17 protein-coding genes are annotated in these 23,295 nt (G+C 75.0%); 4 read left to right on the top strand and 13 right to left on the bottom strand.

Annotated elements, in window-relative coordinates; translation table 11 throughout:
* The 4 genes from pgl to AB0O00_RS09960 form a co-directional block, all read left to right on the top strand.
* Positions 1-520, top strand: a 520-nt coding sequence (pgl, locus tag AB0O00_RS09975) for a 6-phosphogluconolactonase (RefSeq protein WP_363650012.1), incomplete at its 5' end; no start/stop codon positions are given.
* Positions 521-793: 273 nt separating this feature from the next.
* Positions 794-2,167, top strand: a complete 1,374-nt coding sequence (locus AB0O00_RS09970) for a condensation domain-containing protein (RefSeq protein ID WP_363650010.1) — start codon at positions 794-796, stop codon at positions 2,165-2,167.
* On the top strand, positions 2,164-3,213 hold the full coding sequence (locus AB0O00_RS09965; protein WP_363650009.1) for a polysaccharide deacetylase family protein: 1,050 nt from the start codon (positions 2,164-2,166) through the stop codon (positions 3,211-3,213). The genes AB0O00_RS09970 and AB0O00_RS09965 overlap by 4 nt, the downstream gene beginning before the upstream one ends.
* Before the next feature lie 34 nt (positions 3,214-3,247).
* Positions 3,248-4,531 (top strand): MFS transporter, encoded by a 1,284-nt coding sequence (locus AB0O00_RS09960; protein WP_363650008.1) that lies wholly within the window; start codon positions 3,248-3,250, stop codon positions 4,529-4,531.
* Between the two features lie 73 nt (positions 4,532-4,604).
* Here AB0O00_RS09960 and AB0O00_RS09955 read toward each other — a convergent pair whose 3' ends face one another.
* The 13 genes from AB0O00_RS09955 to AB0O00_RS09895 all read right to left on the bottom strand — a co-directional run bounded on the left by AB0O00_RS09955 (position 4,605) and on the right by AB0O00_RS09895 (position 23,200).
* On the bottom strand, positions 4,605-5,267 hold the full coding sequence (locus tag AB0O00_RS09955) for a response regulator transcription factor (protein ID WP_363650006.1): 663 nt from the start codon (positions 5,265-5,267) through the stop codon (positions 4,605-4,607).
* A 125-nt stretch (positions 5,268-5,392) separates the two neighbouring features.
* Positions 5,393-6,688, bottom strand: coding sequence for an amidohydrolase (locus AB0O00_RS09950; RefSeq protein ID WP_363650004.1), 1,296 nt, complete (start codon positions 6,686-6,688; stop codon positions 5,393-5,395).
* 59 nt (positions 6,689-6,747) lie between these two features.
* On the bottom strand, positions 6,748-7,356 hold the full coding sequence (locus tag AB0O00_RS09945; RefSeq protein ID WP_363650002.1) for a response regulator transcription factor: 609 nt from the start codon (positions 7,354-7,356) through the stop codon (positions 6,748-6,750).
* A complete protein-coding gene (locus tag AB0O00_RS09940; protein ID WP_363650000.1) occupies positions 7,353-8,522 on the bottom strand; it encodes a sensor histidine kinase in 1,170 nt (389 codons plus the stop codon). Before AB0O00_RS09940 ends, AB0O00_RS09945 begins: the two co-directional genes overlap by 4 nt.
* A 106-nt stretch (positions 8,523-8,628) precedes the next feature.
* Positions 8,629-9,444, bottom strand: coding sequence for an ABC transporter permease (locus AB0O00_RS09935; RefSeq protein ID WP_363649998.1), 816 nt, complete (start codon positions 9,442-9,444; stop codon positions 8,629-8,631).
* A complete protein-coding gene (locus tag AB0O00_RS09930) occupies positions 9,441-10,361 on the bottom strand; it encodes an ABC transporter ATP-binding protein (RefSeq protein ID WP_363649996.1) in 921 nt (306 codons plus the stop codon). The genes AB0O00_RS09935 and AB0O00_RS09930 overlap by 4 nt, the downstream gene beginning before the upstream one ends.
* Positions 10,362-10,451: 90 nt before the next feature.
* Positions 10,452-11,315, bottom strand: coding sequence for a thiopeptide-type bacteriocin biosynthesis protein (locus AB0O00_RS09925; RefSeq protein ID WP_363649994.1), 864 nt, complete (start codon positions 11,313-11,315; stop codon positions 10,452-10,454).
* Positions 11,312-13,687, bottom strand: a complete 2,376-nt coding sequence (locus AB0O00_RS09920; protein ID WP_363649992.1) for a hypothetical protein — start codon at positions 13,685-13,687, stop codon at positions 11,312-11,314. The genes AB0O00_RS09925 and AB0O00_RS09920 overlap by 4 nt, the downstream gene beginning before the upstream one ends.
* A gap of 41 nt (positions 13,688-13,728) precedes the next feature.
* Positions 13,729-15,270 carry a SagB family peptide dehydrogenase gene (locus AB0O00_RS09915; protein WP_363649990.1) on the bottom strand — a complete coding sequence of 514 codons (1,542 nt, stop codon included), beginning with the start codon at positions 15,268-15,270 and terminating at the stop codon, positions 13,729-13,731.
* A gap of 41 nt (positions 15,271-15,311) precedes the next feature.
* Positions 15,312-17,615 (bottom strand): TOMM precursor leader peptide-binding protein, encoded by a 2,304-nt coding sequence (locus AB0O00_RS09910; RefSeq protein WP_363649988.1) that lies wholly within the window; start codon positions 17,613-17,615, stop codon positions 15,312-15,314.
* A 49-nt stretch (positions 17,616-17,664) separates the two neighbouring features.
* A complete protein-coding gene (locus AB0O00_RS09905) occupies positions 17,665-19,770 on the bottom strand; it encodes an ATP-binding cassette domain-containing protein (protein WP_363649986.1) in 2,106 nt (701 codons plus the stop codon).
* On the bottom strand, positions 19,767-21,962 hold the full coding sequence (locus AB0O00_RS09900) for a cysteine peptidase family C39 domain-containing protein (RefSeq protein ID WP_363649984.1): 2,196 nt from the start codon (positions 21,960-21,962) through the stop codon (positions 19,767-19,769). Before AB0O00_RS09900 ends, AB0O00_RS09905 begins: the two co-directional genes overlap by 4 nt.
* Complete coding sequence (locus AB0O00_RS09895; protein WP_363649982.1) at positions 21,959-23,200, bottom strand: cytochrome P450; 1,242 nt, start codon at positions 23,198-23,200, stop codon at positions 21,959-21,961. Before AB0O00_RS09895 ends, AB0O00_RS09900 begins: the two co-directional genes overlap by 4 nt.
* Positions 23,201-23,295: the final 95 nt, after the last annotated feature.

Below are 23,295 nucleotides of genomic sequence, written 5' to 3'. Positions count from 1 at the left end.
CCAGGCCCGCGCCGAGCTGCTCGACGCCGTCCCGCTCGACCCGGCGCGGGTGCACGAGATGCCCGCCTCGGACGGCGTGGACGGCTCGGACGTCGAGGCCGCCGCCGCCCGCTACGCGGAGGAGCTGGCGAAGGCGGCCGGGCCGGGCGACCGGACCGGCGTGCCGGCCTTCGACGTGCTGCTGCTGGGCGTCGGCCCGGACACCCACGTCGCCTCGCTCTTCCCGGAGCACCCGGGCGTGCGGGAGACCGAGCTGACGGTGGTCGGCGTGCGCGGGGCACCCAAGCCCCCGCCGACCCGGATCTCGCTCACCCTCCCGGCAATCCGGGCGGCCCGCGAGGTCTGGCTGCTGGCGGCCGGCGCCGACAAGGCGGGCGCGGTCGCGCTGGCCCTGTCCGGCCCGGGCGAGATCCAGGCGCCCGCCTCCGGCGCGTACGGCCGCGGCCGCACCCTGTGGCTGCTGGACCGGGCCGCCGCCGAGCGGATCCCGCCGCAGCTGTACCCGCCGGCCTCGGCCTAGGGCGGGCCTGTCGGATCAGGTCGGAGGGCCACGGCGTCAGGGTGCGTGCATCGCAAGGCGGAGGAGGAAGTCCATGCGGAGCATCGGCGACCGACGACAACGCAGCGAGGCGCGTGCCCTGGCGTCGCGGCACCCGGCCTGATCCGAAAGACACGCCCTTGGCGTGACCCGGGTCCACGCACCCGCCGCCGGGCCCGAACCGGGCGCTCCGCCGCGGCCGGCCCGGCTTCGACAGAGATCGGCCGAGGCAACCGAAGGGACGGTTGGAACACGATGACCACGGTCAACGAGCAGACCATCAGGCTGGATTCCGCACGAGCCGGGACGGGCCCGGCCACCTGGGGGCAGCGGGCGATCTGGGGCGTCGTCACCCGGCTGGGCGACGACGCCCCCCGGTACAACCTGCCCACCGAGCTTCCCCTCACCCCGCCCCGCCCGGCCGCCCGCGTCCTCGCGGAGCTGACGGAGCTCCTCCACCTCCACGACAGCCTGCACACCAGGCTGCTGCCGGCCGGCGAGGACGGGCTGGAGCAGGTGGTGGACGGCAGCGGCGAACTCCCGGTGGAGGTCCGGCGGTGCGCGGTGGCCGAGGCCCCGGCGGTGGCCGCCGGCTTCCTCAAGGAGCTGGCCGGGCGCCCCTTCGACCACACCCGGGAGTGGCCGCTGCGGGTCGGCCTCGTGGAGTGCGAGGGGCTCGTCCACCGGCTGGTGCTGACCGGCTCGCACGCCGGCATGGACTACTGGGGGCTGGTCCGGCTGCTGCGCGACCTGCGGTCGATCGAGGCGGGCGCGACCGCCGCGTCGCTGCGCGGCTCCCGCCCCGCCCTCCAGCCCCTGGACGCCGCGGCGGTCCAGGCCTCGCCGCTCGGCCGCCGCCGGGACGAGGCCGCCCGCCGCTACTGGTGCGAGCAGCTGGCCGCCGGCCCCCGGCGGATCTTCCGGGAGCCCGCCGCGCCGGAGCTCGCGGCCGACCCGCACCGGCTGTTCCCCAACGCGCTGCTGCGCTCGCCCGCGCTGGCCGTCGCCGTCGAGCGGGTGGCCGAGCACCTGGCGGTGAGCGACGCCGCGGTGCTGCTCGGGGCGGCCTCGCACCAGCTGGCCAGGATGTCCGGGAGCAGCGACGTGCTGTTCCAGGTGGTGGTGGGCAACCGCTTCCAGCCGGCCGCGACCGCGGCGGTCAGCACGGTGGCGCAGGAGGCCCTGTTCCGGCTCCCGGACGCGGGCCGGGACTTCGTGGACGCGGTGCGGCGGACGCGGTCCGTCTCGTTCGGCGCGTTCCGCCACGCCGCGTACGACAAGTGGGCGCTGGAGCGGGAGGTGGCGCTGCTGGTCGAGCGGGGGGAGGCGGCCGACCACTCGTACTGGTGGAACGACACCAGGGATCCGGGCAGCGGCCCGTTCGACACCGTCGAGCGGCCGCGGGAGGCGCTGGGCGAGCTGGCCGGCCGCACCGAGCTGAGCTGGCCGACGGACTTCCCGGCCCGGGTGAACGTCTCGATGGCGGTGGACGTGCTGACCGCCCCGGGCGCCCTGGACCTCGCCATGACCGCCGACCCGGCCGTCCTCGACCGCGCGGGGATGGAGCGGTTCCTGCGCGGGGTCGAGCAGTCGATCGTCGCGGAGGCGCTCGCCCTGGGGGACGCGTGAGCACGCGGTATGCGGGGATCGCCTGGACGGGCGCGGGCTACGAGGTCGAGGTCCTCGACGGCGCCGGGCGGCGGGCCGCCGATCCCCGCCACTGGGGTGCCGCCGACGTCGCCGAACTCATCGGCTGGATAAGGGTCCTGGGCTCAGCGAGCGGACCGGTGGCGGTGGTACTCGACAGCACCAACGGCCTGCTCGACGGCCCGATGACGGCGGCCGGCCTGGAGGTGTACCGCGCGGACCCCTGGGTGCTCCCGCCGCGGCCGCGGTTCGGTTCGGTCCCGGCCGGACGGCTGGCGGAGCAGGCCAGGACCGCGCCCGGCACGCTGGCCCGGGTGACCGCCGAGGGCGGCAGCCTGACCGGCCGGGCCGACGAGTTCTTCGACGTCGTGCGGCGCAGCGAGCCCACCCGGGACGCCCTGGTGGCGGCCGGACGCTGGTTCGAGCACGGCCGCCGGGACGTCCCGCGCGTCGCGCTCACCTTCGACGACGGCCCCGACCCGGTGCACACCCGCCGGGTGCTGGAGATCCTCGACCGCTACCGGATCCGGGCGACGTTCTTCTGCGTCGGCCACCACGCCGCGGCGCTGCCCGACGAGGTGCGCCGGATCGCCGCGGCCGGCCACGAGCTGGGCAACCACTCCTGGTCGCACCCCTTCCTGCCCGACCTGACGGTGGACCAGCTGCGCGAACAGCTCGACCGCACGGCGGAGGCGGTGGCCCGGGTGACCGGCACCGCCCCGACCCGGTTCCGGCCGCCGTACGGCGCGCTGAGCCCCGAGGTGCCGGCCGCCCTGGAGGCCCACCCGGCCACCCTGACCATGTTCGACGTGGACTCCCGCGACTGGACGCGGCCGGGGCCGGAGCGGATCGCCGCGACCGTCCTGGACGCCGCCGGGCCCGGCTCGGTGGTGCTGATGCACGAGGGCGCCGGCGACCGCGGCCAGACCGTGCGGGCGCTCCCGGCGATCGTCGAGGGCCTGCTCGAACGCGGCCTGGAACCGGTCACCGTCGGGGAGCTCGACCCGCCGCCCGTCACCCGACCCTGAACACCACGATCCACCAGCGGAGGACCGAACCGTCATGGAAGAACGCTTGACCGACCACGCCCCCGCGGCCGCGTCCGCGCGGGTGGAGGACCGGCCCGCCGAGGCGCCGCCGAGCACCGAACCCGCGATCTGGTCGCGCAACTTCCGGTACTACTTCACCGCCCGCAGCGCGGGCCTGCTCAGCTGGGCCATGCTGCCGGTCGCGGTCTCGGCCGGTCTGCTCAGCGGCGGGTACGGCCTGGACACCGCGGGCTACTCGATGGCCTTCCTGGTGGGCCCCTTCGCCGGCCTGGTGCTGTTCGGCGGCGTCCTCGCCGACCGGTTCACCGCCCGCCGGATGATGATCGCCGCCGACCTGACGAACCTCGCCGCGCACGTGCTGCTCGCCTTCCTGTTCATCCACGGCATCGACCACCTGTGGCAGCTGTACACGCTGCTCGTGGTGGCCGGCACCGCCAACGCGATGTTCCAGCCGGGCGCCTCCTCGACCGTCCCGCTCGTCTCCCGGGACGTCCAGGGCGCCAACGGGGTGCTGCGCACCTCCGAGGCGCTCACCGGCCTCGGCGGCCCGGCCCTGGCCGGCGCCATGGTCGGCCTCGGGGCCACCGGCTGGGTGATGGTGATCTCCGCGATCGCCTACGGGACCAGCGCGTTCTGCCTGCTCGCGCTGCGGCTCGGCGTGGTGCCCGCCCCGCCGGCCGGCGAGAGCCTGTGGCACAACCTGGCCGTCGGCTGGCGGGAGTTCCGCTCCCGCAGCTGGCTGTGGGGCGTGATCGTGATCTGGATGGTCTTCGCGGTGCTCTCCTGGGGCCCGCAGCTGTCCGTCGCCGCCGGCGTCATCGTCCCCGAGCACGGCGCGACCGCCTTCGGCCTGGTCAACTGCGCCCTGGGCGCGGGCACCGTGGCCGGCGGCCTGCTGGCAATCCGCTACAAGCCCGAACGCCCCCTCGCCGCCGGGGCCGTGGCGATGCTCGCCTACCCGCTCTACCCGCTCGGCATCGTGCTCGACTGGCCGGTCTGGCTGCTCGCCGCCGCCCAGTTCGCGGTCGGCGTCGGCATCGGCGTCTGGGGCGTGATGTGGGCCACCAGCGTCCAGACCCAGGTCCCGGGCGAGGTCCTCAACCGCGTCCACGCCTACGAGGTGGCGGGCTCGGTCGGCATGTACCCCATCGGCAGCGCCCTGGCCGGCCCGGCCGTCGGGGCCTTCGGCACCGACCGCGTCCTCCAGGTCGGCGTCGTGGTGGCCCTCGGCACCGCCGGCGCCCTCCTCCTCACCCGCCCTATCCGCACCCTGCGCCGAGTCCCCACCCGCGCCTGACGCACCGCCACCGACGACGAAGTCCCAGGTCACACCGGCCTGGGACGCGTCGCGGTTCGCGCGCTGCGGCGCGTCACGGCCGTGGCGGGCCGAGCAGGCCGGAGCGCTCGGCCAGGACGGCGGCCTGCACCCGGTTGCTGACGCGGAGCTTGGCCAGGACGCTCCGGACGTGGTCCTTCACGGTGGCCGTCCCGAGGAGGAGCTTGCGGCCGATCTCCACGTTGGACAGCCCGCTGCCCAGCAGCGCGAGGATGTTGCGCTCCCGCTCGGACAGTTCGGCCAGCGCGGTGTCGGCCGGCGTGGTGTCGGCCGGCAGGTCGGGGCCGGCCACCTCCTGGCGGGACAGGCGGCGCACCATCGGTGCCGACAGGCAGCCGCTTCCCGTGGCCAGGGCCCGGACCGCCCTGATCAGCTCCTCGGGGCTCATGTCCTTGAGCAGGAAGCCGACGGCTCCGGCGCCGAGCGCCTCGGCCAGGTACTGGTCGGCGTCGAACGCGGTGAGCATCGACACCTGCGGGGGCTGCGGCAGTCGCACGAGCTCGCGCAGGACGGTCAGGCCGTCGACGTCCGGCATCCGCACGTCCAGCAGAACCACGTCCGGCTGCCGTTCGGTGACGACGGCGAGCGCCTCGGAGCCCGCGCAGCTGCCCACGACCTCGATGTCCGCCGCCGAGTTGAGGATCGCCGCCAGCCCCGATCGCAGCAGGGCCTCGTCATCGACGAGGACGACGCTCACCGTTCTTTCCGTACCGTCCCCCGAACCGTCCCCCGACGACATAGTGGACTTCCCCTCCCAAAGCGTCCGCAAATATGACAAAAGGATAACGACATGCCGTTGTTGTAGCCAATCGCGCGCGGCGGTCACGCCCCCTGCGGCGCCGGAAGGTCCTCGGGTCGGCTCGCACCGAGCCAGGCCAGGACGGCCGAGGTGGCCGCCAGGACGCCGTTGCGCAGGGTGGCTTCGGGCGCGGGCGCGAAATCGGGGGCGTGGTTGGCGGGGAGGGCCGCCGTCTTCTCCTGCGGGGTGCGCCCGGGAGCGGCACGCCAGTCGTCGACGGCGACCGAGCCGAGGAACCAGTAGACGGTGGGCACTCCGTCGGCGGCGAACCGGCCGAAGTCCTCGCTGGCCAGCATCGGCGGCGTGCTGAGGACCCGCCGTTCGCCGAACAGCCGGGTGTGGGCGGCGCGCACCCGGGCGGCGGCCGCCGGGTCGTTGAAGGTGACGGGGGCGGTAGGGCCGACCCGTACGACCGGTTCCTCCGGGCAGCCGGCGGCCTCGCACTCGGCCCGGACGATGCGGCGGACGGCGGCGACGGCCCGGTCGAGCTGTCCGTCGCCGTAGCAGCGGATGCTGATGCCGAGTTCGGCCCGGTCGGGGACGACGTTCGCGGCCGTTCCGGCGTGCAGGGTACCCACGGTCAGGACGAGCGGCTCGAAGGGGTTGTTCTCGCGCGAGACGACGGTCTGCAGCCGCTGGACGACGGCGGCGGCGGTGACGACCGGGTCGACGGTCAGGTGCGGGGTGGCGCCGTGGCCTCCCCGGCCGGGGATGACGACGTTCACGAGCGCGGTGGCGGAGGTCAGGGCGCCGGGGCCGTGCGCGACGACCCCGCAGGGGAGCGGGGCGACGTGCTGGGCGAGGACGGCGTCGGGACGGGGAAAGCGGTCGTAGAGGCCGTCGTCGAGCAGCGCCCGGGCGCCGGAGAGGGTCTCCTCGGCCGGCTGACCGATGACCATCAGCGTCCCGGCCCAGCGGTCGCGGTGGGCGGCGAGCCAGGCCGCGGTCCCGGCCGCGCAGGCGAGATGGGCGTCGTGTCCGCAGGCGTGCATGACGCCCGGGGTGCGGGAGGCGTACGGCAGACCGGTCGTCTCGGTCACGGGCAGGGCGTCCAGTTCCGCGCGCAGGGCCACGACCGGTCCCGGACCGTTGCTCAGCAGGGCGACGACGCCGTGGCCGCCGATGCCGGTGGTGACCTCGCAGCCGGTCTCCCGCAGCCGGGCGGCGAACAGCCGGGCGGTCGCCTCCTCCTGCCCGGACGGTTCGGGTGCGGCGTGCAGGGCCTCGTACAGGCTCCTCGCCCCGGGAAGGACGTCCCCGAGGTCGCCGACGCCGGTCGGGTCCATGACACTCGTGGTGCCGGTCGCACCGGATTCCATGTGGTCCCCCTCGTGTTGCGGTCGGTCCGGTGGCGGCCGGCCCGTTCGGTCGGTACCGGTTACAGCCAGCCCGTTTCCTTCGCACGCTGGTAGGCGGCGAGCTTGTTGTCGACGCCGAGCTTGGTGAGCGCCGAGGACATGTAGTTGCGGACGGTGCCCTCGGCGAGGTGCGTGCGGGCCGCGATGCGGGCGGTGGACAGGCCGTCGCCGGCCAGGCCGAGGACCTCGCGTTCGCGGGCGGAGAGCGGGTTGTCGCCGAGGGTCAGGGCGTCGGTGGCGATCTCCGGGTCGATGTACCGGCCGCCGCGGTGCACGGTGCGGACCACCTCGGCGAGCCGGGCGGCCGGGGTGTCCTTGGTGACGAAGCCCCGGACGCCGAGGCTCAGCGCGCGCTGGAGGTGGCCGGGGCGGCCGTGGCTGGTCAGGATGACGATCCCGCACGCGGTCGGGCCGTTCCGGATGGCCTCGGCGGCGGCGAGTCCGTCCATCACCGGCATGTCGAGGTCGAGGACCGCCACGTCGACGCCACCCGCGCGCACGGCCGCGACGGCGCCGGTGCCGTCCGCGGCGGTGGCCACGACGTCGAGGTCGTCGTGTGCGGAGAGCAGCACGGACAGCGAGTCGCGGATGAAGGCCTCGTTGTCGGCGACGGCGATGCGGATCGTCATGCGGGTCCCCTCTGCGCGGTGCATTCGTGCGTGGTGCGTTCCTGCGCGGCGTGTTCGTACGTGGTCCGGTCGCGGGCCGCCGGGCCGAACGCGGTGTGCTGCAGCGGGGCATGGGCCAGAAGCCGGAAGCCCCCGCTGCCGTCCGGTCCCGCGGTCAGCTCGCCGCCGATGTCGGCGAGGCGCTCGCGCAGGCCGCGCAGGCCGTTGCCGTCGGACGCGCCGTTCGGACGGGCCCTGTCGTTGGCGACCTCGACGAGCAGGCGTCCGCCGTCGACCCGGAGCTTGATGCGGCACTCGGTGGCGGCGCTGTGCCGCAGCACGTTGGTGACGCCCTCCCGGACGACCCACCCGGCCGCGTCCTGGAGGGGCTGCGGGACGCCCGGCGGCACCTGGTCGGTGCGGCACGCGATGCCGGCTGACCGCAGGACCGAGCGGACGCCCTCCAGTTCGGCCTCCAGGGACGGCTGACGGTAGCCCCGCACCAGGGAGCGCAGATCGGACACGGACTCGCGCGAGACGCCGAGCGCCTGCTCGATCTCGGTGCGGGCACGGTCGGGATCGTTGCGCAGCAGGAGCAGTGCCACCTCCAGCTTCATGCCGACGACCGACAGGCCGTGGCCGAGCACGTCGTGCAGGTCACGGGCGAAGCGCAGCCGCTCCTCGACGACCGCCAGCCGGGCCAGTTCGGCCCGGTTGTCGTGGATCTCGCGGGCGAAGGACGGCAGCAGGCCGAGGGCCCCGACCACCACCACGGTGACCACGCTGCGGACCACGACGTCCACCACCAGGTCCGTGGGCATGCCGAGGAGCAGACCGGACAGGACCATGCCGAGGAGGATGCCGGTGGCGGCCCAGACCGAGCGGCGGGCGCTCAGCGTGACGACGGCGGCGCACGCGGCCAGGGAGGGCAGCGCGCCCCAGGCTCCGCCCAGCAGGAGCAGCAGGGCGAACGCGACGCTGGTGCAGATCGCCACGTCCGGCACGTGCCGGTCGCGTGCGCCGCTGCGGGCGACGACGTCGTACACCGTGCGGGAGAACGTGACGGCGAAGGCCAGCAGGCCGACGGCGGCGAGGCAGACCAGGCCGAGCGACGGGCGGTGGCGCAGCCACAGCACCAGCCCCTCGGCGAGGAAGACGGCCGCGGTCAGCAGGATGAGCCACGCCACGATGCGGGCCACTGCGGCCGGAGTTCGAGCTCCCACCTGCGGATCCCCCTTCGCGACTCGATTTGCTGTCCTTCGACCCTATCGACACGTTTCGGGGCCCGGCGGTTCAGCCGGACCGGCGCGGATCCCAGCGGAAGAAGCGCTTGCCCATGGAGAAGGACAGGCCGGCCCAGGCGCACAGGATGCCGATCGGCTGGGCGCAGGCCTTGAAGGAGCCGACCAGGTCCACCGCGGCCGGGACGCCGGCCACCGTCGGGTCGCTCGCGAAGTCACGGCCGAGCCAGGCGGTGCGGACGATCTCCACGACCGGGCTGGAGGGCAGGTAGGGGGCCACGTGCTGGGCCCAGCCGGGCAGTTCGCTGATCGGCATGGCGATTCCCGAGGTCATCATCATCGCCAGGATCACCGGGGTCACGATCCAGGTGGAGACCTCGCCGGAGGGCAGCAGCCCGGACAGCCCGATGGCCAGCAGCGAGAAGGCGACGGCGCCGAGCACGATGCCGAGGAGCAGCAGCAGGGGGTTGTGCGGGGCCGGGGCGTCGATCGCCAGGGTGCCCACCACCAGGAGGATCACCACCTGCAGGAGGCTGGTGACGCTGCCGCTGGCCGCCTCCCCGGTGAGGATCGCGGTGTCGGGCAGCGCGGTGCCGCGCAGCCGCTTGTAGACGAGCTTGTCGCGGCGGGAGGCCGCGGAGTTGATGACGTTGTAGACGATCCACAGCAGCACGAAGCCGGCGAACCCCGGCAGCAGGTAGACGCCGGTGTCGTAGCCGTCGATCTCGCCCTTGCCGTGCTGGCTGATCGAGTAGGCGAGGCTCAGCCCGAGCGGCAGCAGCGCCCCGGTGAGGGCGAAGCCGAGGTCGCGCCAGTACACGCGCTGGGAGAGCAGGAACTGGGAGGAGGTGAGACGCAGCCAGGTCATGACCGTCCCTTTCCGGTCGCGGCGACGTCGAGGAAGACGTCCTCCAGGGATGCCGAGCGCACTTCGAGGCCGCGCAGGCGGACCGCGTTGTCGTCGGCCCACTTCAGCAGCAGCCCCAGGACGGGCTGCGGGTCGTCGGCGACGAGGGTGACGCGGCCGTCGGCCTCGCTCACCCCGGTGCCGGGGAACGGCGGCAGGGTACGGGCGTTGACGGTGGCGTCGGCGGTCACGGAGATCCGTGTGCTCGCCTCCTGGGCGAGCACCTCGTCCACCCGTCCGTGCCGCACGATGCGGCCGTGGTCCATGATGGCGACGCGGTCGGCGAGGTACTCGGCCTCTTCCATGTAGTGCGTCGTCAGCAGCATGGTCATGCCGTCCTCGACCATCCGCTTGAGGAACCGCCAGGTCTCGCGGCGGGATTCGGGGTCGAGTCCGGTGGTGGGTTCGTCGAGGAACAGCAGCCGGGGCCGGCCGAGGACGGAGAGCGTCAGGTCGAGCCGGCGGCGCTCGCCGCCGGAGAGCCGGCCGACCCTGGTCCTGGCCCGGTCCTCCAGGTCGACCAGGCGCAGCGCGTCCTGGACGGAGGCCGCGTTCGGGGTGAAGCGGCGCCAGGCGCGCACCGTCTCGGCGACGGTGAGTTCGCCGAAGAAGCCCGCCTCCTGCAGCATGATGCCGATCTGCGGGGCGATGCGCGCGCGCTCGGTGAACGGATCGTGGCCGAGGACCGTGACGCTGCCCGACGCGGGCCGCAGATAGCCCTCCAGCACGTCCATGGTGGTCGTCTTGCCCGCGCCGTTGGTGCCGAGCAGCGCGACGACCTCACCCGGGCGCACGTCGAAACTGATGCCGGCCACGGCGGTCTTCGCTCCGTAGTCGACACGCAGGTCGGCGACCCGGATCGCGGATTCGGTGTTCATGCTTCGACCTTAGGAATCCGGCGGTCGCGCCAGTAGAGCGGACCGCACGGGTTCCGGAGGCGTTCCGCACCACCGTCACCATGACTTTCGTCATGTCGCCCGGGCGGCCCCCGCGATGCGGTGCAACCACAGCAGCCGGGCGATCTGGTACTCCTCTCCCGGCACCACGCCGAGCCGGTTGTTCATGAGGTGGATGTGGTGGAAGGCGGTCAGGTAGTCGGGCCGGGCGAGGCCGGCCTCGCCCACCAGCCGCCAGAAGTCGTCGGCGTAGGACCCGAGGACAGGGCCCAGTTCCCGGTCGGCGAGGACGTCGCCGACCCGGCCGTGCAGCACCTCGGCCCGCCGGACGGCCTGGGCGTCGCCGGGGGCGAGCCGGGGCAGGGCGCGCGGCGAGGGGGCGTCGCGGCGACCGCGGCCGGCCCAGTACCACGCGTACTGGTGCAGGAACGCGGTGCGCTGCGTCGCCGGCAGGTGGGCGGTGACGAGGTGGGTGTGGGCGGCGGCGATCGTGGTGCGCCGCGCCCGGTGCCGGGGGCCCGCGCACAGCAGGGCGGCCTCGCTGCCCCGCCGCATGAGCCGCTCGGCCAGGGCCACGCCGTCCGGTCCGCCGAACTTGGCGTACTCGGGCTCGTACAGCCGCTTGACCACGGTGCGCCGGGGCGGGAACGGCCCGGGCGGGTCGTTCGCGTCGGCGGCGAGCGCGTCGAGGGCGGAGTCGAAGGCCGGGTCCAGGGCGCGCTCGTACCGGGCGAGCCGGGCGGGTGTCCCGCGCAGCCGCAACCGCAGCTGGAGGCCGATCAGGTCGACGTACTGCAGGAAGAACCAGTGCAGGTCGGGGTCCTCGGCGGCGAACTCCCGGACGGCGGGGGTGACGACCTCCTCGACCAGTCGCCGGATCTCCGGGATGCTCGCGACGTAGACGCGGTAGTAGAGCCAGTCCTGGCGTCCCGTCATGTGGGCTCCTCGGTCGCGCTCTGCCGCAGCATGGCGATGTACTCGGTGGCGCGGGGCCGGCCGTCCCCGCCCGGTGCCGCGGGGTGCCGGTCGTGGGCCGGCAGGGCTTCGGTGAGCCGGATCCCGGTCGTGCGGGCGTCGATCCGCCGCAGGGCCGACCACACGGTGTGCGGGTGGCGGAAGCCGACCCACTGGGGCTTGTGGTGCTGCGCGGGCGACAGCCTGGTGAGGAAGACCTCCTCGGGCAGTCCGTGGTCGCGGCGCCAGCGTTCGACGGCGGCGAGGAAGTCGACCGGGTCCTGCCCCTTGCCTGCGCGCGGCAGGTCTCCCGGGCCGAACTCCCAGCAGGCCCGGCGCAGGACGATGGTGCCGCGCTGGAGCCGGGGCTGGTGCCCGGTTCCGCTGCCGGTGCCGGTGGCGGGCTGGGCCAGGGTCCAGGGGTCGCTGAGGGTGGCCAGCAGCCGGTCCACGCCGTGCAGGGACTGCGGCGGCACGGCGCCGAGGTAGGCGAAGGCGGCGGGCCGGCCGTCGGGGTCGGTGGCCTGGAGCGTGCCGGTGGCGGAGTCGAAGGCCAGCGTGAAGCCGTTCAAGTCCCGTGCGGTGCGCGATGCTTCGGCGAGCTCGGGCCCCCAGCCGGTCTGCGGCAGACCCCGCAGCGCGGGCCGCTGGAACTCGATCCAGTCCGCGTGCGCCGACATCTGGTACACCCGGCACTCGGGGTGCAGCGCTTCGAGCCAGCCGGTGACGGCGGTGTCGATGGGGTCGTGCAGGGCGGGGATCGCCGCCCAGCGGGCGACCATGCCGCTGAAGCCGCTGTAGACGCGGTTGACGACGAGCAGCGGGCCCGCCGTCTGGAAGAACACGGTCTGCGCCGGGGCGGCGAGCGTACGGTGCCCGGGCGCCGCCTCCGGCAGGGTGTCGGGCGCGCGGTCGGCGAACCAGAACGGGTCGGCGGAGAGGAAGTCGTAGCAGAACGCGAGCAGGTCGCCGCTGCCGTCGGCGCCGTGGCGGCGCAGGAAGTGCCGCACCAGGCGGTCGTACAGCGCGGACCGGCGGACCTGGCGCCCCAGTTCCGCGCCGAGGACCCGGAGGTCCGCGAAGGATGCGGGGAGCGGCAGCGCGCTGTGCCCGGCGGGGTGGGCCACGGCTTCGTGCAGGAGACCGGCGTCCGGCAGCCAGTCCGGGGGACGGCGGCGGAGCGCCGCGTGGGCGGCGCCGAGGGCCGCGCGGGCCCGGCCGACGGCCGCCGTGCGCTCGGCGGCCCTGGCCCCCCGGGCGACGAGCTCCTCGCTGTCCGCGAGGGTGCGCACGGCCTCGGCGACCGGGTGCGGCGAGCCGGCCGCCGCAGCCGCCAGGGCGGTGAAGTGCCGGCCGTCGGACAGCTCCCACGGTGTCACCGGCAGGAGCAGTCCCATGGCGACGAACCGGGCGATGTCCTCGGGGCCGACGCCGAGCAGCCGGGCCGCCTCCCCGACGGAGACCGGCTCGGCCGGCAGCTCAGCGAGGATCCCGCGGACCGTGGACACGTCGGTGACCTCGTCCTCCCGGAGGAACACCCCGGCCGCGTGGCCGTACAGCGGCAGTGCGGCCAGGCCGCCACGGACGCCCGGGTGGGGCAGGAGCCGGATCCAGTCGGGCGCCTCCGGTGCGCAGGCCCACAGGTGCAGCAGGTGCAGCGCGGCGGCCCGGGAGGAGGAGACGGCGGTGTGGCCGGCAGTGTGGTCGCCGGAGGACGGCGCCGGACCGTCCGTGAGCGGCGCCGGGAGGGCGGCGGCGCCGACCATCGTCAGGGTGCCGAACGGGCTGGGCTTGAGGGCCGTACGGGTGAGGTAGGCGGTCGCGGTGCGGGCGAGGCGGGCGTCCCAGCCGGGTGCCCCGGCGGCCGGCCGCCCGAGCAGCTCCCGGGTGAAGTCCGGGCTGGCCAGGGCCAGTCCGCGGGCCACCCGGGGGTCCGCGAGCCGGTCGAGCACCGCCCGTCCGGCCGCCGGCAGCTCCGTGGCGGCCGCCGTCCGGGCGTCCGCCAGGGCCGCCTGGGCGTCCCGCACCGCTTCCCGCCAGGAGTCCAGCAGCCCGGCCGTCGGGCCGTCCACCCACTGCGCGGCCAGGTCGGCCGCCGCCCCGGTGGCCTCGGTCAGCCGCAGGTTGTGGGCGTCGCGGCGCAGCCGGAGCACGGCCCTGCGGGCCGCCCGGTCGAGCCCGGGCACGACGGCGTGCAGCGCGTCGCCGAGGGCGTCCGCGAGCCGCCGGGCCCGGTCCTCCGCGTCCACGGCGCGCCGTACGCCGGAGACGGTGCCGTCGGCCCGCAGCGCGTCCACCGCGTCGGCGGGCAGCCCGCAGACCCGGGTCACGACGAGTGGCGCGATCTGCGTCACCACTGGTCTCCTCTCACCGTGTCTCTCACCGTGTCGGAACGTCAGGGCAGCAGGTGCCGGACGTCCTGCTGCCACTGCGGGTCGTTGCCGGGCCGCCAGTCGGCGGCGCCCCGGGCGCTCTCCGGCGCGGGCCGGACCTCGGGCGCGCTGCCCAGCAGGAACTCGCCGACGGCCGACTCCCGCAGCGGGTCGAGGCCGAAGGCGCGCTCGGCGAGCTCGGAGTTGCCGCTGCCCAGCCCGCACGGGGCCAGCCCCATGGCCGTGGCGACCAGGTACATCGACTGGTAGAGCACGCCGACGTGCTTGAGGGTGACGGCGTAGGCGATGGACTGGTACTTCCACGAGAGCCGCTGGAAGCGGGAGGTCACCGTGACCAGCACGTCGGGGACCGCCTCCCCGCCCGTCGACAGCGACCCCAGGTCGATCAGCTGCTGCCGGGTCTCCGCGTCCTCGTTGATCAGGCGCAGGACGTGCCCGGCGGCGTCGTAGTGGTAGACCCCCGGCTCCAGGCCCACGCAACGGCGCACGGTCAGGTACAGCTCCAGCTCGTAGGCGGCCCCGCCGCACGGGTAGGGGCGGGTGGAGCCCGCGTAGGGCATCTTCTGGTCGGGACGCGGGCCGTAGACGCCGCGGACCCGGGCGGTCCGGTACAGGAGCTCGCCCAACTGGTCGACGTGAAGCGGCTGTTCACCGTAGGAGCGGATCGACTGGCGGCCCTCCATCACGGCGACCAGGCTCGGGTCACGGGAGAGGATCTCGTCGAGCTGCGGCCGGTGCAGCGGGATCGGCTCGCCGATCGGCGCCGGGCGCACCGGGGCCAGCGGCTCGATGGTGCCGACGTGCGGGAAGCGCCCGCCGTAGGGCTCGTCGGTGCGGCCGAGCCGGCTGCGGGAGTGGAAGTACAGGTCGTGGACGTCCCACTGGCGCAGCACCTCGTCGTCGTCCGCGGCGAACCGGTCCCCGTCCGCCTCCCGGGTGCCCGCGTCGGCGAAGGAGGCGCCCACCAGGTGTCCGAGCAGTTCGGCGACGGCCTCGGCGGGCAGTCCGGGGCGGGCCAGTTCGGCCGCCGTGGCGGTGCCGGCGAGCGCGCTCACCACGGCGGCGGCGGCCTCCGAGCGCACCACGCACCGGAACGCCGTCAACGGCGTCTCCAGCACGAGCGCGCCCTCGCGGCGGCGCAGCAGCGTGAACTTCGAGAGCCGCACGGGCTGGTCGGGGCGGACCGGCAGCGCCGTGTACGGCTCGACCGGCGCGGTGGCCTCGACGGACAGGAGCGCGGTGCCGTCGACGAGCTGGGCGCGGGCCAGGAACGGCGCGATGCGCTCCAGGACGCGGGGCAGCTGGCGCTGTTCGCGCTCGTCGAGTCCGTCGGCGAGGGCACCGGCGGGCACGGCCTCGCCGGTCAGCCGGTGCAGCAGGCCGACGATGCCGGGAGTGACGTGACTGAGCCGGTAGCCGGTCTGGTTGCGCAGGCCCAACAGGACGGTGCCGTCGCGGTGTTCGCACACCACGCCCTGGCGGAAAACGGTGCCCTCGGTGAGCCGGGTGGATTCGATGGTGGTCGTCACAGGAACGTCGGTCACGGGAACGTCGGTCACGGGAACATCGGTCACAGGAGCGTCGGTCACAGGAACATCGCAATCGGGTTGAGGTCGGACTCGGTCGGCTTGTGGTCGAGCCAGCCCATCTCGACCGGCACGTCGTAGAGCCGGCCGGGCGCGTAGCGCGGCCAGAAGTGGCGCATGCCGGGGACGATGACGCGGGCGACCGGCAGGCCGATGTCGACGCGCGTCTGGTCCAGGACGAGCATCTCCATGCCCTTGTCCTCGACCACGCGCTGGGCGCGCAGGACGTCGTCGCGCAGGTCCGCCGAGACGTGCGGGGCGTAGTCGGCGGCGGTGCGCACGGCACCGTCGGCGGGCAGCAGGTACGGCTGGTTGTCCAGGGTGGCGGTGCGCCACCAGGCCAGCTGGTCGGGGTCGTCGTAGGCGTAGCGGCCGGTGCCGTCGGCGCCGACGCCGATGACGGCGGGCAGGAACTGGTTCATCTCCGACAGGGCGCGGCCGATGGCGATCCGTACGTCGAAGTGCGAGCCGAGGGCGAACAGGATGTCCTGGACGGGCTTGTCGGTGCGGTAGGAGACGGCGACGACGGTCGGGATGCCGAGGTCGTTGGTGACGTCCAGCACCCAGGTCTCGCGGTTCAGCGAGCGGTACCGCTCCTGCCACTGCCGGAAGTAGGGGTCGTCGAAGCTGTCCAGGTCGATGCGCGGCATCCGCAGGCGGTGGTACCACCACATGGCGACGCTGTCGCGCTCGACCAGTTCGAAGAACCCCTGCAGGATCGCGTCCTCCAGGGTGGTGCCGGCCGCGCAACCGTTGGAGTTGGCACCGGCGTTGTAGAGCCGTTCCCCGCTCTCGGTGGCACCCGTGTAGGAGAAGTACAGGGCCGAGGTCGGCAGGTACTTGTGCCGCTGCTCGGTCAGCGACCAGACCGGGGACCACTCGGCGGGCTCGTTCGGGTCCATCGCGGGAGCCACCCAGTGGAAGTGCGAGGGCCGGGCGTTCCACTCGGCGCGCTCGGCGAACTGCTGCTCGCTGTACTGGTGCAGGTCGTTGGGCGTGATGACGTCGTCCGGGTCGAGCTCGGCGAGACGGGCGGTGATGCGGGCCTCGTCGCCGTGGAAGACGCCCGAGTACCGCTCGATGGCCTCGCCGAGGGCGCTGGCGCGGGCCTGGAGGTCGCTGATGCCCTTGCCCGAGCTGGCGCTGCGCAGTCCGGCGCGCAGGTCGGACGCGTTGGCCATGGGCACGGCGAAGTTCTGGCCCGCGGTGTAGGTGTGCAGGCCCTCCACCTCCAGCGGCACCTTCACCAGGCTGCTGACGGGGCCGCTGATCGGGCTGACCAGGTGCTGGAAGGTGTCGAGGAACTCCTGCGGGTCCTTGGCCCGGTGGCCGCCGTCCGAGGCGACGGCCTTGCCGCGGCTGGTGAGTTCGACGGGCCCGCGCTGCCGGGCCGCCTGCAGCTCCGGGTCGCCGCACTCCCGGCACTGCGGGCGCCGGGTGACGGGGTGGGCCTCGGTGCGGGCCGTGAGGGTGTCGAAGGAGGTGACCTGGTCACGCGGGAGCTCCAGGAAGGGCGAACCCTTCGCTCCGGCGACGAACTTGGCCGCCTCCAGCGCCGCCAGGCCGACGCCGAGCCGGACGGTGCCCGGCAGGTCGGTGACCGAGCCGACCAGCGGGCCGGTCAGCACGCCGCGCTGGCGCAGGTAGGAGGTGAGCATGTGCTTGTTGGCGAGGCGGATGCGCAGGCACTCGTGGCAGGGGCCGTCACCGGGCCGGAACACCGGGCCGCTCCACACGGTGGAACCGACCGGCTTCACCGGCATCCACGGCTTGCCCTCCGCGAGGAACCGCCGGTTCAGCTCGGTGAGTTCGGGGCGCAGGTAGTCGTCGGTGAGGACGACGGTCAGCGCGCTGTCGGCCGGGCCGGTGAGGGTGAGGCCGGCGGCCTCGGCGGCCTCCTCGAACCACTCGCGGCGCACCTCGCCGACGGTGACGACGTCGACGTTCATGGCACGCCGGACGGAGGTGTCGCCGTCCACGCCGAGCAGTTCCCAGTAGCCGGCCGCCCGCGGGTCGGTGTCCGCGTCGGCCTCGACGAGGTGGCCGGCGGCCAGCAGCCGGTCCAGCGCGCGCTCCACGCGGGCGGCGGGGAACTCGCCGTCGAGTGCCCGGACGATGTCGGCGCGGCCGTGGCCGCCCTGCAGCAGCGGCGCCATCAGCTCGATCATGCGGCCTTCCAGCCGGATCTGCCCCGAGCGTTCGGTCGTCAGGTAGACGCCGTCGCCGTCGACGGTGGTGCTGCGCAGGTACCGCTTGAACCTGGTCGTGGTCCGGGCGGCCTGTCCGTTCGGTGTCGTTGCCATGTCCCCCTGTGCCTTTCTTTTTTGCGTACGTGTGCCGGGTGCGGGCCGGTCAGGTGAGCTGGGTCGCCACCAGCCGGGCGAACCGGCCGCCGGCGGCGACCAGCGCGTCGTAGTCGCCGCACTCGGCCACCCGGCCGTCGGCGACGACCGCGATCCGGTCGGCGCGGCGGATGGTGCTGAGCCGGTGGGCGACGACGACCCGGGTGATCCCGAGGGCGCCGACCGCCTCGCTGATGCCGTCCTGCGTGGCGTTGTCCAGCGCGCTGGTCGCCTCGTCGAGGAGCAGCAGCCGGGGGTGGCCGGCCAGTGCGCGGGCGATCAGCAACCGCTGCAGCTGGCCGCCGGAGAACCCGGCGGTGCCGTCGGTGAGCCGGGTGTCCAGGCCCATCGGCAGCGCGGCGAGGTCGGCGGCGACGCCGGCGAGTTCGGCCGCCCGCCAGGCGTCGGCGTCGTCGAGCCCGGCCGTGGTGCCGAGGATCACCGACCGGACGTCGCCGCGCAGCACCCTGGTGTCCTGGGGCACGTACCCGATCTGCCGGCGCACGGCGTCCAGGTCCAGCTCGCGCAGGTCCCGCCCGTCGACGAGGACGGCTCCGGTGTCCGGCGTGTCCAGCCCGAGCAGCAGCCGCAGCAGGGTGGACTTCCCGGCGCCGGACTCCCCCACCACGGCCAGGAACTCGCCCGGCTCGACGGTGAGGTCGAACCCGTCCAGCACCGGCCGCCCGCCGTCCGCGTAGCCGAAGCCGACCCCGCGCAGTTCGGCCCGTCCGGTCAGCGGGCCCGGCAGGGCGCCTCCGGTCCCGGTCTCGGGGGCCGTGGACAGCAGCGGCGAGAGCCTGGCGTGGGTGGTGCGGACGGAGAACGCCCCCTGGAGCACGGCGGGGAGCCGGGCGAGGGCGAGGTTCAGCTGGACGGCGGCGAAGGACGCGGCCCACAGCCCGTCGGGTCCGGTGTGCCGCCACAGGGCGACCGGCAGCAGCGCCGACAGCATCAGCGGCAGGGTCGCCGCGATCAGCCCCGCGGACGCCTCCGCGTACCGCAGGCCCGCGTCGTCGGCCCGCTTCTGCGCGTCGTACACCCGCTGCCAGCGGCGCTCGACCAGGTCCGCGGCACCGTAGGCGCGGACCTCCTCGATGGCGAGCAGCGCGGGGTACACGGTGGCCTGCACGTCCTCGACGGCCTCGTACACCCGCAGGTCGTGCTTCTGCTGCCGCCAGGACAGCCAGGTGACGACGGCCAGCAGCAGCGCGGCGACGGCCACCGCGACCAGCCCGAGCACGACGTCGACGACCACGAGCAGGCCCACGGCCACCACCGAGCAGGCGGCGCCGAGCAGCGCGTCCAGGCCGGACGGGCCGAGCAGCCCGCGGAGTTGGCCGATGCTGCCCGCGTGGTGCAGCAGACGGGCCGGCGGGTACGCGCGCAGGAACCGGGACGGCAGCCGCAGCACGTGGTCCCAGACGGCGGGCTCCACGGCGCCCTGGGCCCGGGTCTGCAGCCGGGCCGAGGCGCGGTCGCGGGCTTCGCCGAGCAGCCAGCCGAGCGGGACGAGCATGGCGACGGCGGCACAGGCCCAGCCGAAGGCGGTGTCGTCGTCGGTGAGCACGGCGGTGAGCAGCAGCAGCGAGCCGACCGGGAGGGCGAAGGCGGCGGCAGCGGCGAGCAGGCCGGTGACGAGGGCGGTGGTGACGGTACCGGCCTCACCGTGGAAGGCGAGCCGCAGCAACCGCCGGCGCACGCCGCCCTCCCGGGGGACGCGGCGGCCGAGGACCCAGCCGGTCCCGTCCAGCAGCCGGACGTCCTCGGTCCCGAGCTGCCGGGGCGCGCGGTGGCCCGGCTCGTGCAGCAGCCACCGGCCGCGCCGGGCGGGCAGCAGGGCGACGGGCCGGCCGTCGCGGACGGCGAGCACGGGGCTCGGCGGCTGCCAGAGCAGTGCGTCGGCGACCGGCGCGCGCTGGACGCGGACGCCGCAGCGGGAGGCGGCGGCGGTGACCGGGTCGGCCCCGGGCGGCGGCCCATCGGGCAGCGCGCCAGGATCGGCGCCGAGTGCGGTGAGCAGCGGCAGCAGCGCGGCGCGCCAGGCGGCCCAGCCCGGGCCGGCCGGGTCGTCGGCGGCCGGGGCGTCCAGGGCGTGCCCGGTGGTCGTGGCGGTCACCGGCCCGCCTCCAGCAGGGTGCGGTAGGCACCGCGGTCGCCGGCGAGTTCGCGGTGCCGGCCGTACTCGACCGGGCGGCCGGCGTCGAGGAGCAGGACGAGGTCGTCGGGGTGGACGGTGTCCAGGCGGTGCGCCACGCTCACGGTCGTCGTGGCACCGGCGCGCAGCCGGGCATCGACGCGGGCGGCGAGCGGGGTCTCCAGGGCACTGGTGGCCTCGTCGAGGACGAGCAGCGCCGGACGCCGGCACAGGGCGCGGGCCAGCGCGAGCCGCTGCCGTTCGCCGCCGGAGAAGTTCTGCGCACCGGCGGCCACCCGGGCGGTGCCGGGCCCCCCGCGCCTGGCGACCACCTCGTCCAGGCAGGCGGTGCGCAGGGCCTCGTCGACGAGTTCCGCCGGGATGTCCGGGTCGCCGAAGGCGACGTTCTCGGCGACGGTGCCCTCGAAGAACACCGGGTGCTGGCTGACGTAGCCGACGGTGCCGGGCGGCAGCCGCCGTGCGTCGGTCCCGTCGAGGGCGACCGCGCCCGACCAGGCGACGCCGGCGCCCACCAGCAGCCGGGCGAGGGTCGACTTCGCGCTGCCGGACGCGCCGACGACGACGAGCCGTTCACCGGGTTCCAGCGTGAAGCCGACGCCTTCGAGCAGGGGCGGGCGGTTGATGTCGTAACCGAAGACGAGGTCCCGCACGACGAGCCGCCCGGCGGGGGCGCCGGAACCGTCCGCGCGAAGGGGCCCGGGAACGCCGGGGACGTCCGCGTCCCGCGCTCCCGCGTCCGCCCCCACGGCGTCCGTGTAGGCGGCGAAGCTGCCGCGCAGCGCTCCGGCGCGCAGGGCGCTGCCGCCGAGGGTGCCCGCGGACGCCTGGAAGACGCCGGACAGGGTGATCACGGCCATCAGGTCGGCGAAGGGCAGCCGGCCGTGCCGCACCTCGAAGGCGCCCAGGATCACGGCGCCGACCGAGACGGCCGCGTGGACGGCGGTGGTGGTGCCGTGGGCGCGCTGGGCCGCGGCCGTGGCGTCCCGCTCGGCGAGCAGGCCGCGGGCATGGGCCCGCTGCCAGCGGTCCAGCAGGCGGGCCGTGCCGGCCTCCGCCTTGAGGGTGTCGAGCATGCCGAGCCCGCCCATCAACTCCCCGTCGCGCACGGCCTGTTCGGCCAGGACACGGCCCTGCCGCTCCTCCTCGTCCGCCGCCGACCGGTGGGAGAGGAAGACGGCGATCGCGGTGCCGGTGAAGACGAGCAGGGCGATGGCGGGCGCCAGCCACACCAGCGCGCCGGCCATCACCAGCAGGGTGACCCCCGCGCCGGCCACGGACACGGCCAGCGCCGTGAGCTGGTTGGCCAGGGTGTCGGCGAGCTGGACGCGGGCGGCGATGCCTCCGGTGAAGCGCCGTTGGAAGAACGCGAGGGGCAGGTGCAGCAGGGTGTGCACGAACTCGCGCGAGCGTTCGGCGGAGACCGAGGTCAGGAGCGCCGACTGGAGCCTGTTCTGCAGCCAGCCGGCGGCGAGCACGGCGAGGGCCGCCCCGCCCATCGCCCACAGCGGCCAGGTGGCCGTCCGGTGGGCCGGGCCGGCCTGGGACGCCATCAGGGCGCGCAGCAGGAACGCGGCGCCGAGCGCGGCGAGGGAGGCCAGGACCCCGGCCAGGGCGGCCGCGGCCAGCAGCCCGCGGTGCGGGCGCAGCCAGGCGCGCACCTGGTGCCGGAGCCGCTCGGGCTCTCCCCCGGGCGTGAAGCCCGGAGCCGGTGCGAACACGAGCGCGATGCCGCTGAAGTGGGCGCGGAACTCCGCGACGGCCATCCGGCGACGGCCGGTCGCGGGGTCGTTCAGGCGCACCTCGCCGGGCTCGGTCACCTCGTCCAGGACGACGAAGTGGTTGCCGTCCACGAAGAGGATCGCCGGTGCCGGCAGGCCCCGCAGCGCGCGGACGTCGACGCTGTCGTCGCCGGTCAGCCGGACCCGCTTGCCGGCGCCGCGCAGCCCGTAGTGCCCGGCCGCCCGGACGAGGGTGGCCGCGGTCAGCCCGTCCCGGCCGCCGCCGCACACGGCGCGCAGCTCGGGCAGCGGCACGTGGCGACCGTGCCAGGCCAGTACGGCGGCCAGACAGGCGGCGCCGCAGTCGGCCTCCTCGGCCTGCCGCACGTGCCGGGTGCGCACCGCCCGGGTGCGGCGGATGCTGGGCACCCTCATCGGACGGCCTCCGCGGCCGGTGCCCGGCCGAGCCGTACGGGGAGCTCCGCCGGGCTGTTGAAGGTGAGTTCGGACCGCCAGGGCAGGCTGTCCAGGGGGACCGCCGGGGCGATGCCGATCTCCGCGATCCGGCTGAGCGCCAGCTCGGCCTGGAGCCCGCCGAGGCCGGCGCCGAGGCAGAAGTAGGCGCCGTGCCCGAAGGACAGGGAGGCGCTCTGGTTGCGGTCCCAGCGGAAGGCCAGGGGGTCCTCGAAGCGGCGCGGATCGAGGTTGGCCGCGGCGAAGGACAGCAGGACGACGTCTCCCGCGGCGAAGCGCAGCGGGCCGCATTCGGCCTCTTCGGCGGCCACGCGGGCCCCGAAGGTGACCGGGGTGAGCAGGCGGATCGATTCGGCCCACGCGGCGCCGGCCCACCGGGCGGGGTCGTCCTGGACCCGCTGCCAGTCGGCGGGCCGGTCCAGCAGGCAGGTCAGCGCGTTGGTGAGTCCGCTGGTGACGGTGTCGACGCCGGTCATGAAGAGCAGCAGCACCATGTCGATGACCTCGTCCCGGCTCATCTGGCCGGCGTCGGCGGCCCGGTTGAGCCGGGAGACGACGTCCTCGCCGCCACCGTGGCGGGCGTCCACGACGTCGGCGACGTAGGCGCGCAGGGCCCGGAAGCCGTCCACCGAGATCGGCGCGGTGGTCTGCGCGGAGCCGGGGAACGACTTCCCGAGCTGGGCGAGCAGCCCGCGCGCCCAGCGGCCGATCTGCGGCCAGTCCTCCTCCGGGAGGTCCAGCAGGGCGGCGGTCACGAGGGAGGGCAGGGGGACGGCGATCTCGGTGACGAAGTCGAAGGGGGCGCCGTCCCGCAGCGGAGCGAGCAGTCCGTCGACGATCCCGGTGACCCGTTCACGCAGCCGCTCCACGGCGCGGCCGGTGAACTCCCGGGCCAGGACGCCGCGAAGCCGCCGGTGGTCCTCGGGGGCGCGCACCGACATGGAGCGGCCGAAGAACTCGGTGAACTCCGGGTTGTCCGCGCGGATCTCGGCCGGGAACTCGGGGTTCACCATGGTGAAGGCGGGGTGGTTGCTGAGCTTGGTGACCAGGTCGTGCCGGGAGACGACCCAAAGGCCGGGCATGTGCACGACCGGCGACTCGGTGACGAGGCGGGCGAACAGGTCGGTGTTGTCCTCGGCGCAGTTCTCGCGCAGCGCGAACCAGCGCCACACCCTGCGCGCGCTCTCACTGGTCGACACGATCCCGATTCCCCCGTAGTGCTGGTTGGTTGGACGGTTTGGCGTGGTGGGCGGGCGGGCCGCCGTGTCCCGCCGCCGGCATCGAGCAGATCGGT

It is taken from the genome of Kitasatospora sp. NPDC093558, from assembly GCF_040683475.1.
In the GTDB taxonomy this organism is placed as follows: Bacteria; Actinomycetota; Actinomycetes; order Streptomycetales; family Streptomycetaceae; genus Kitasatospora.
This window is presented reverse-complemented; position numbering and strand designations above follow the sequence as displayed.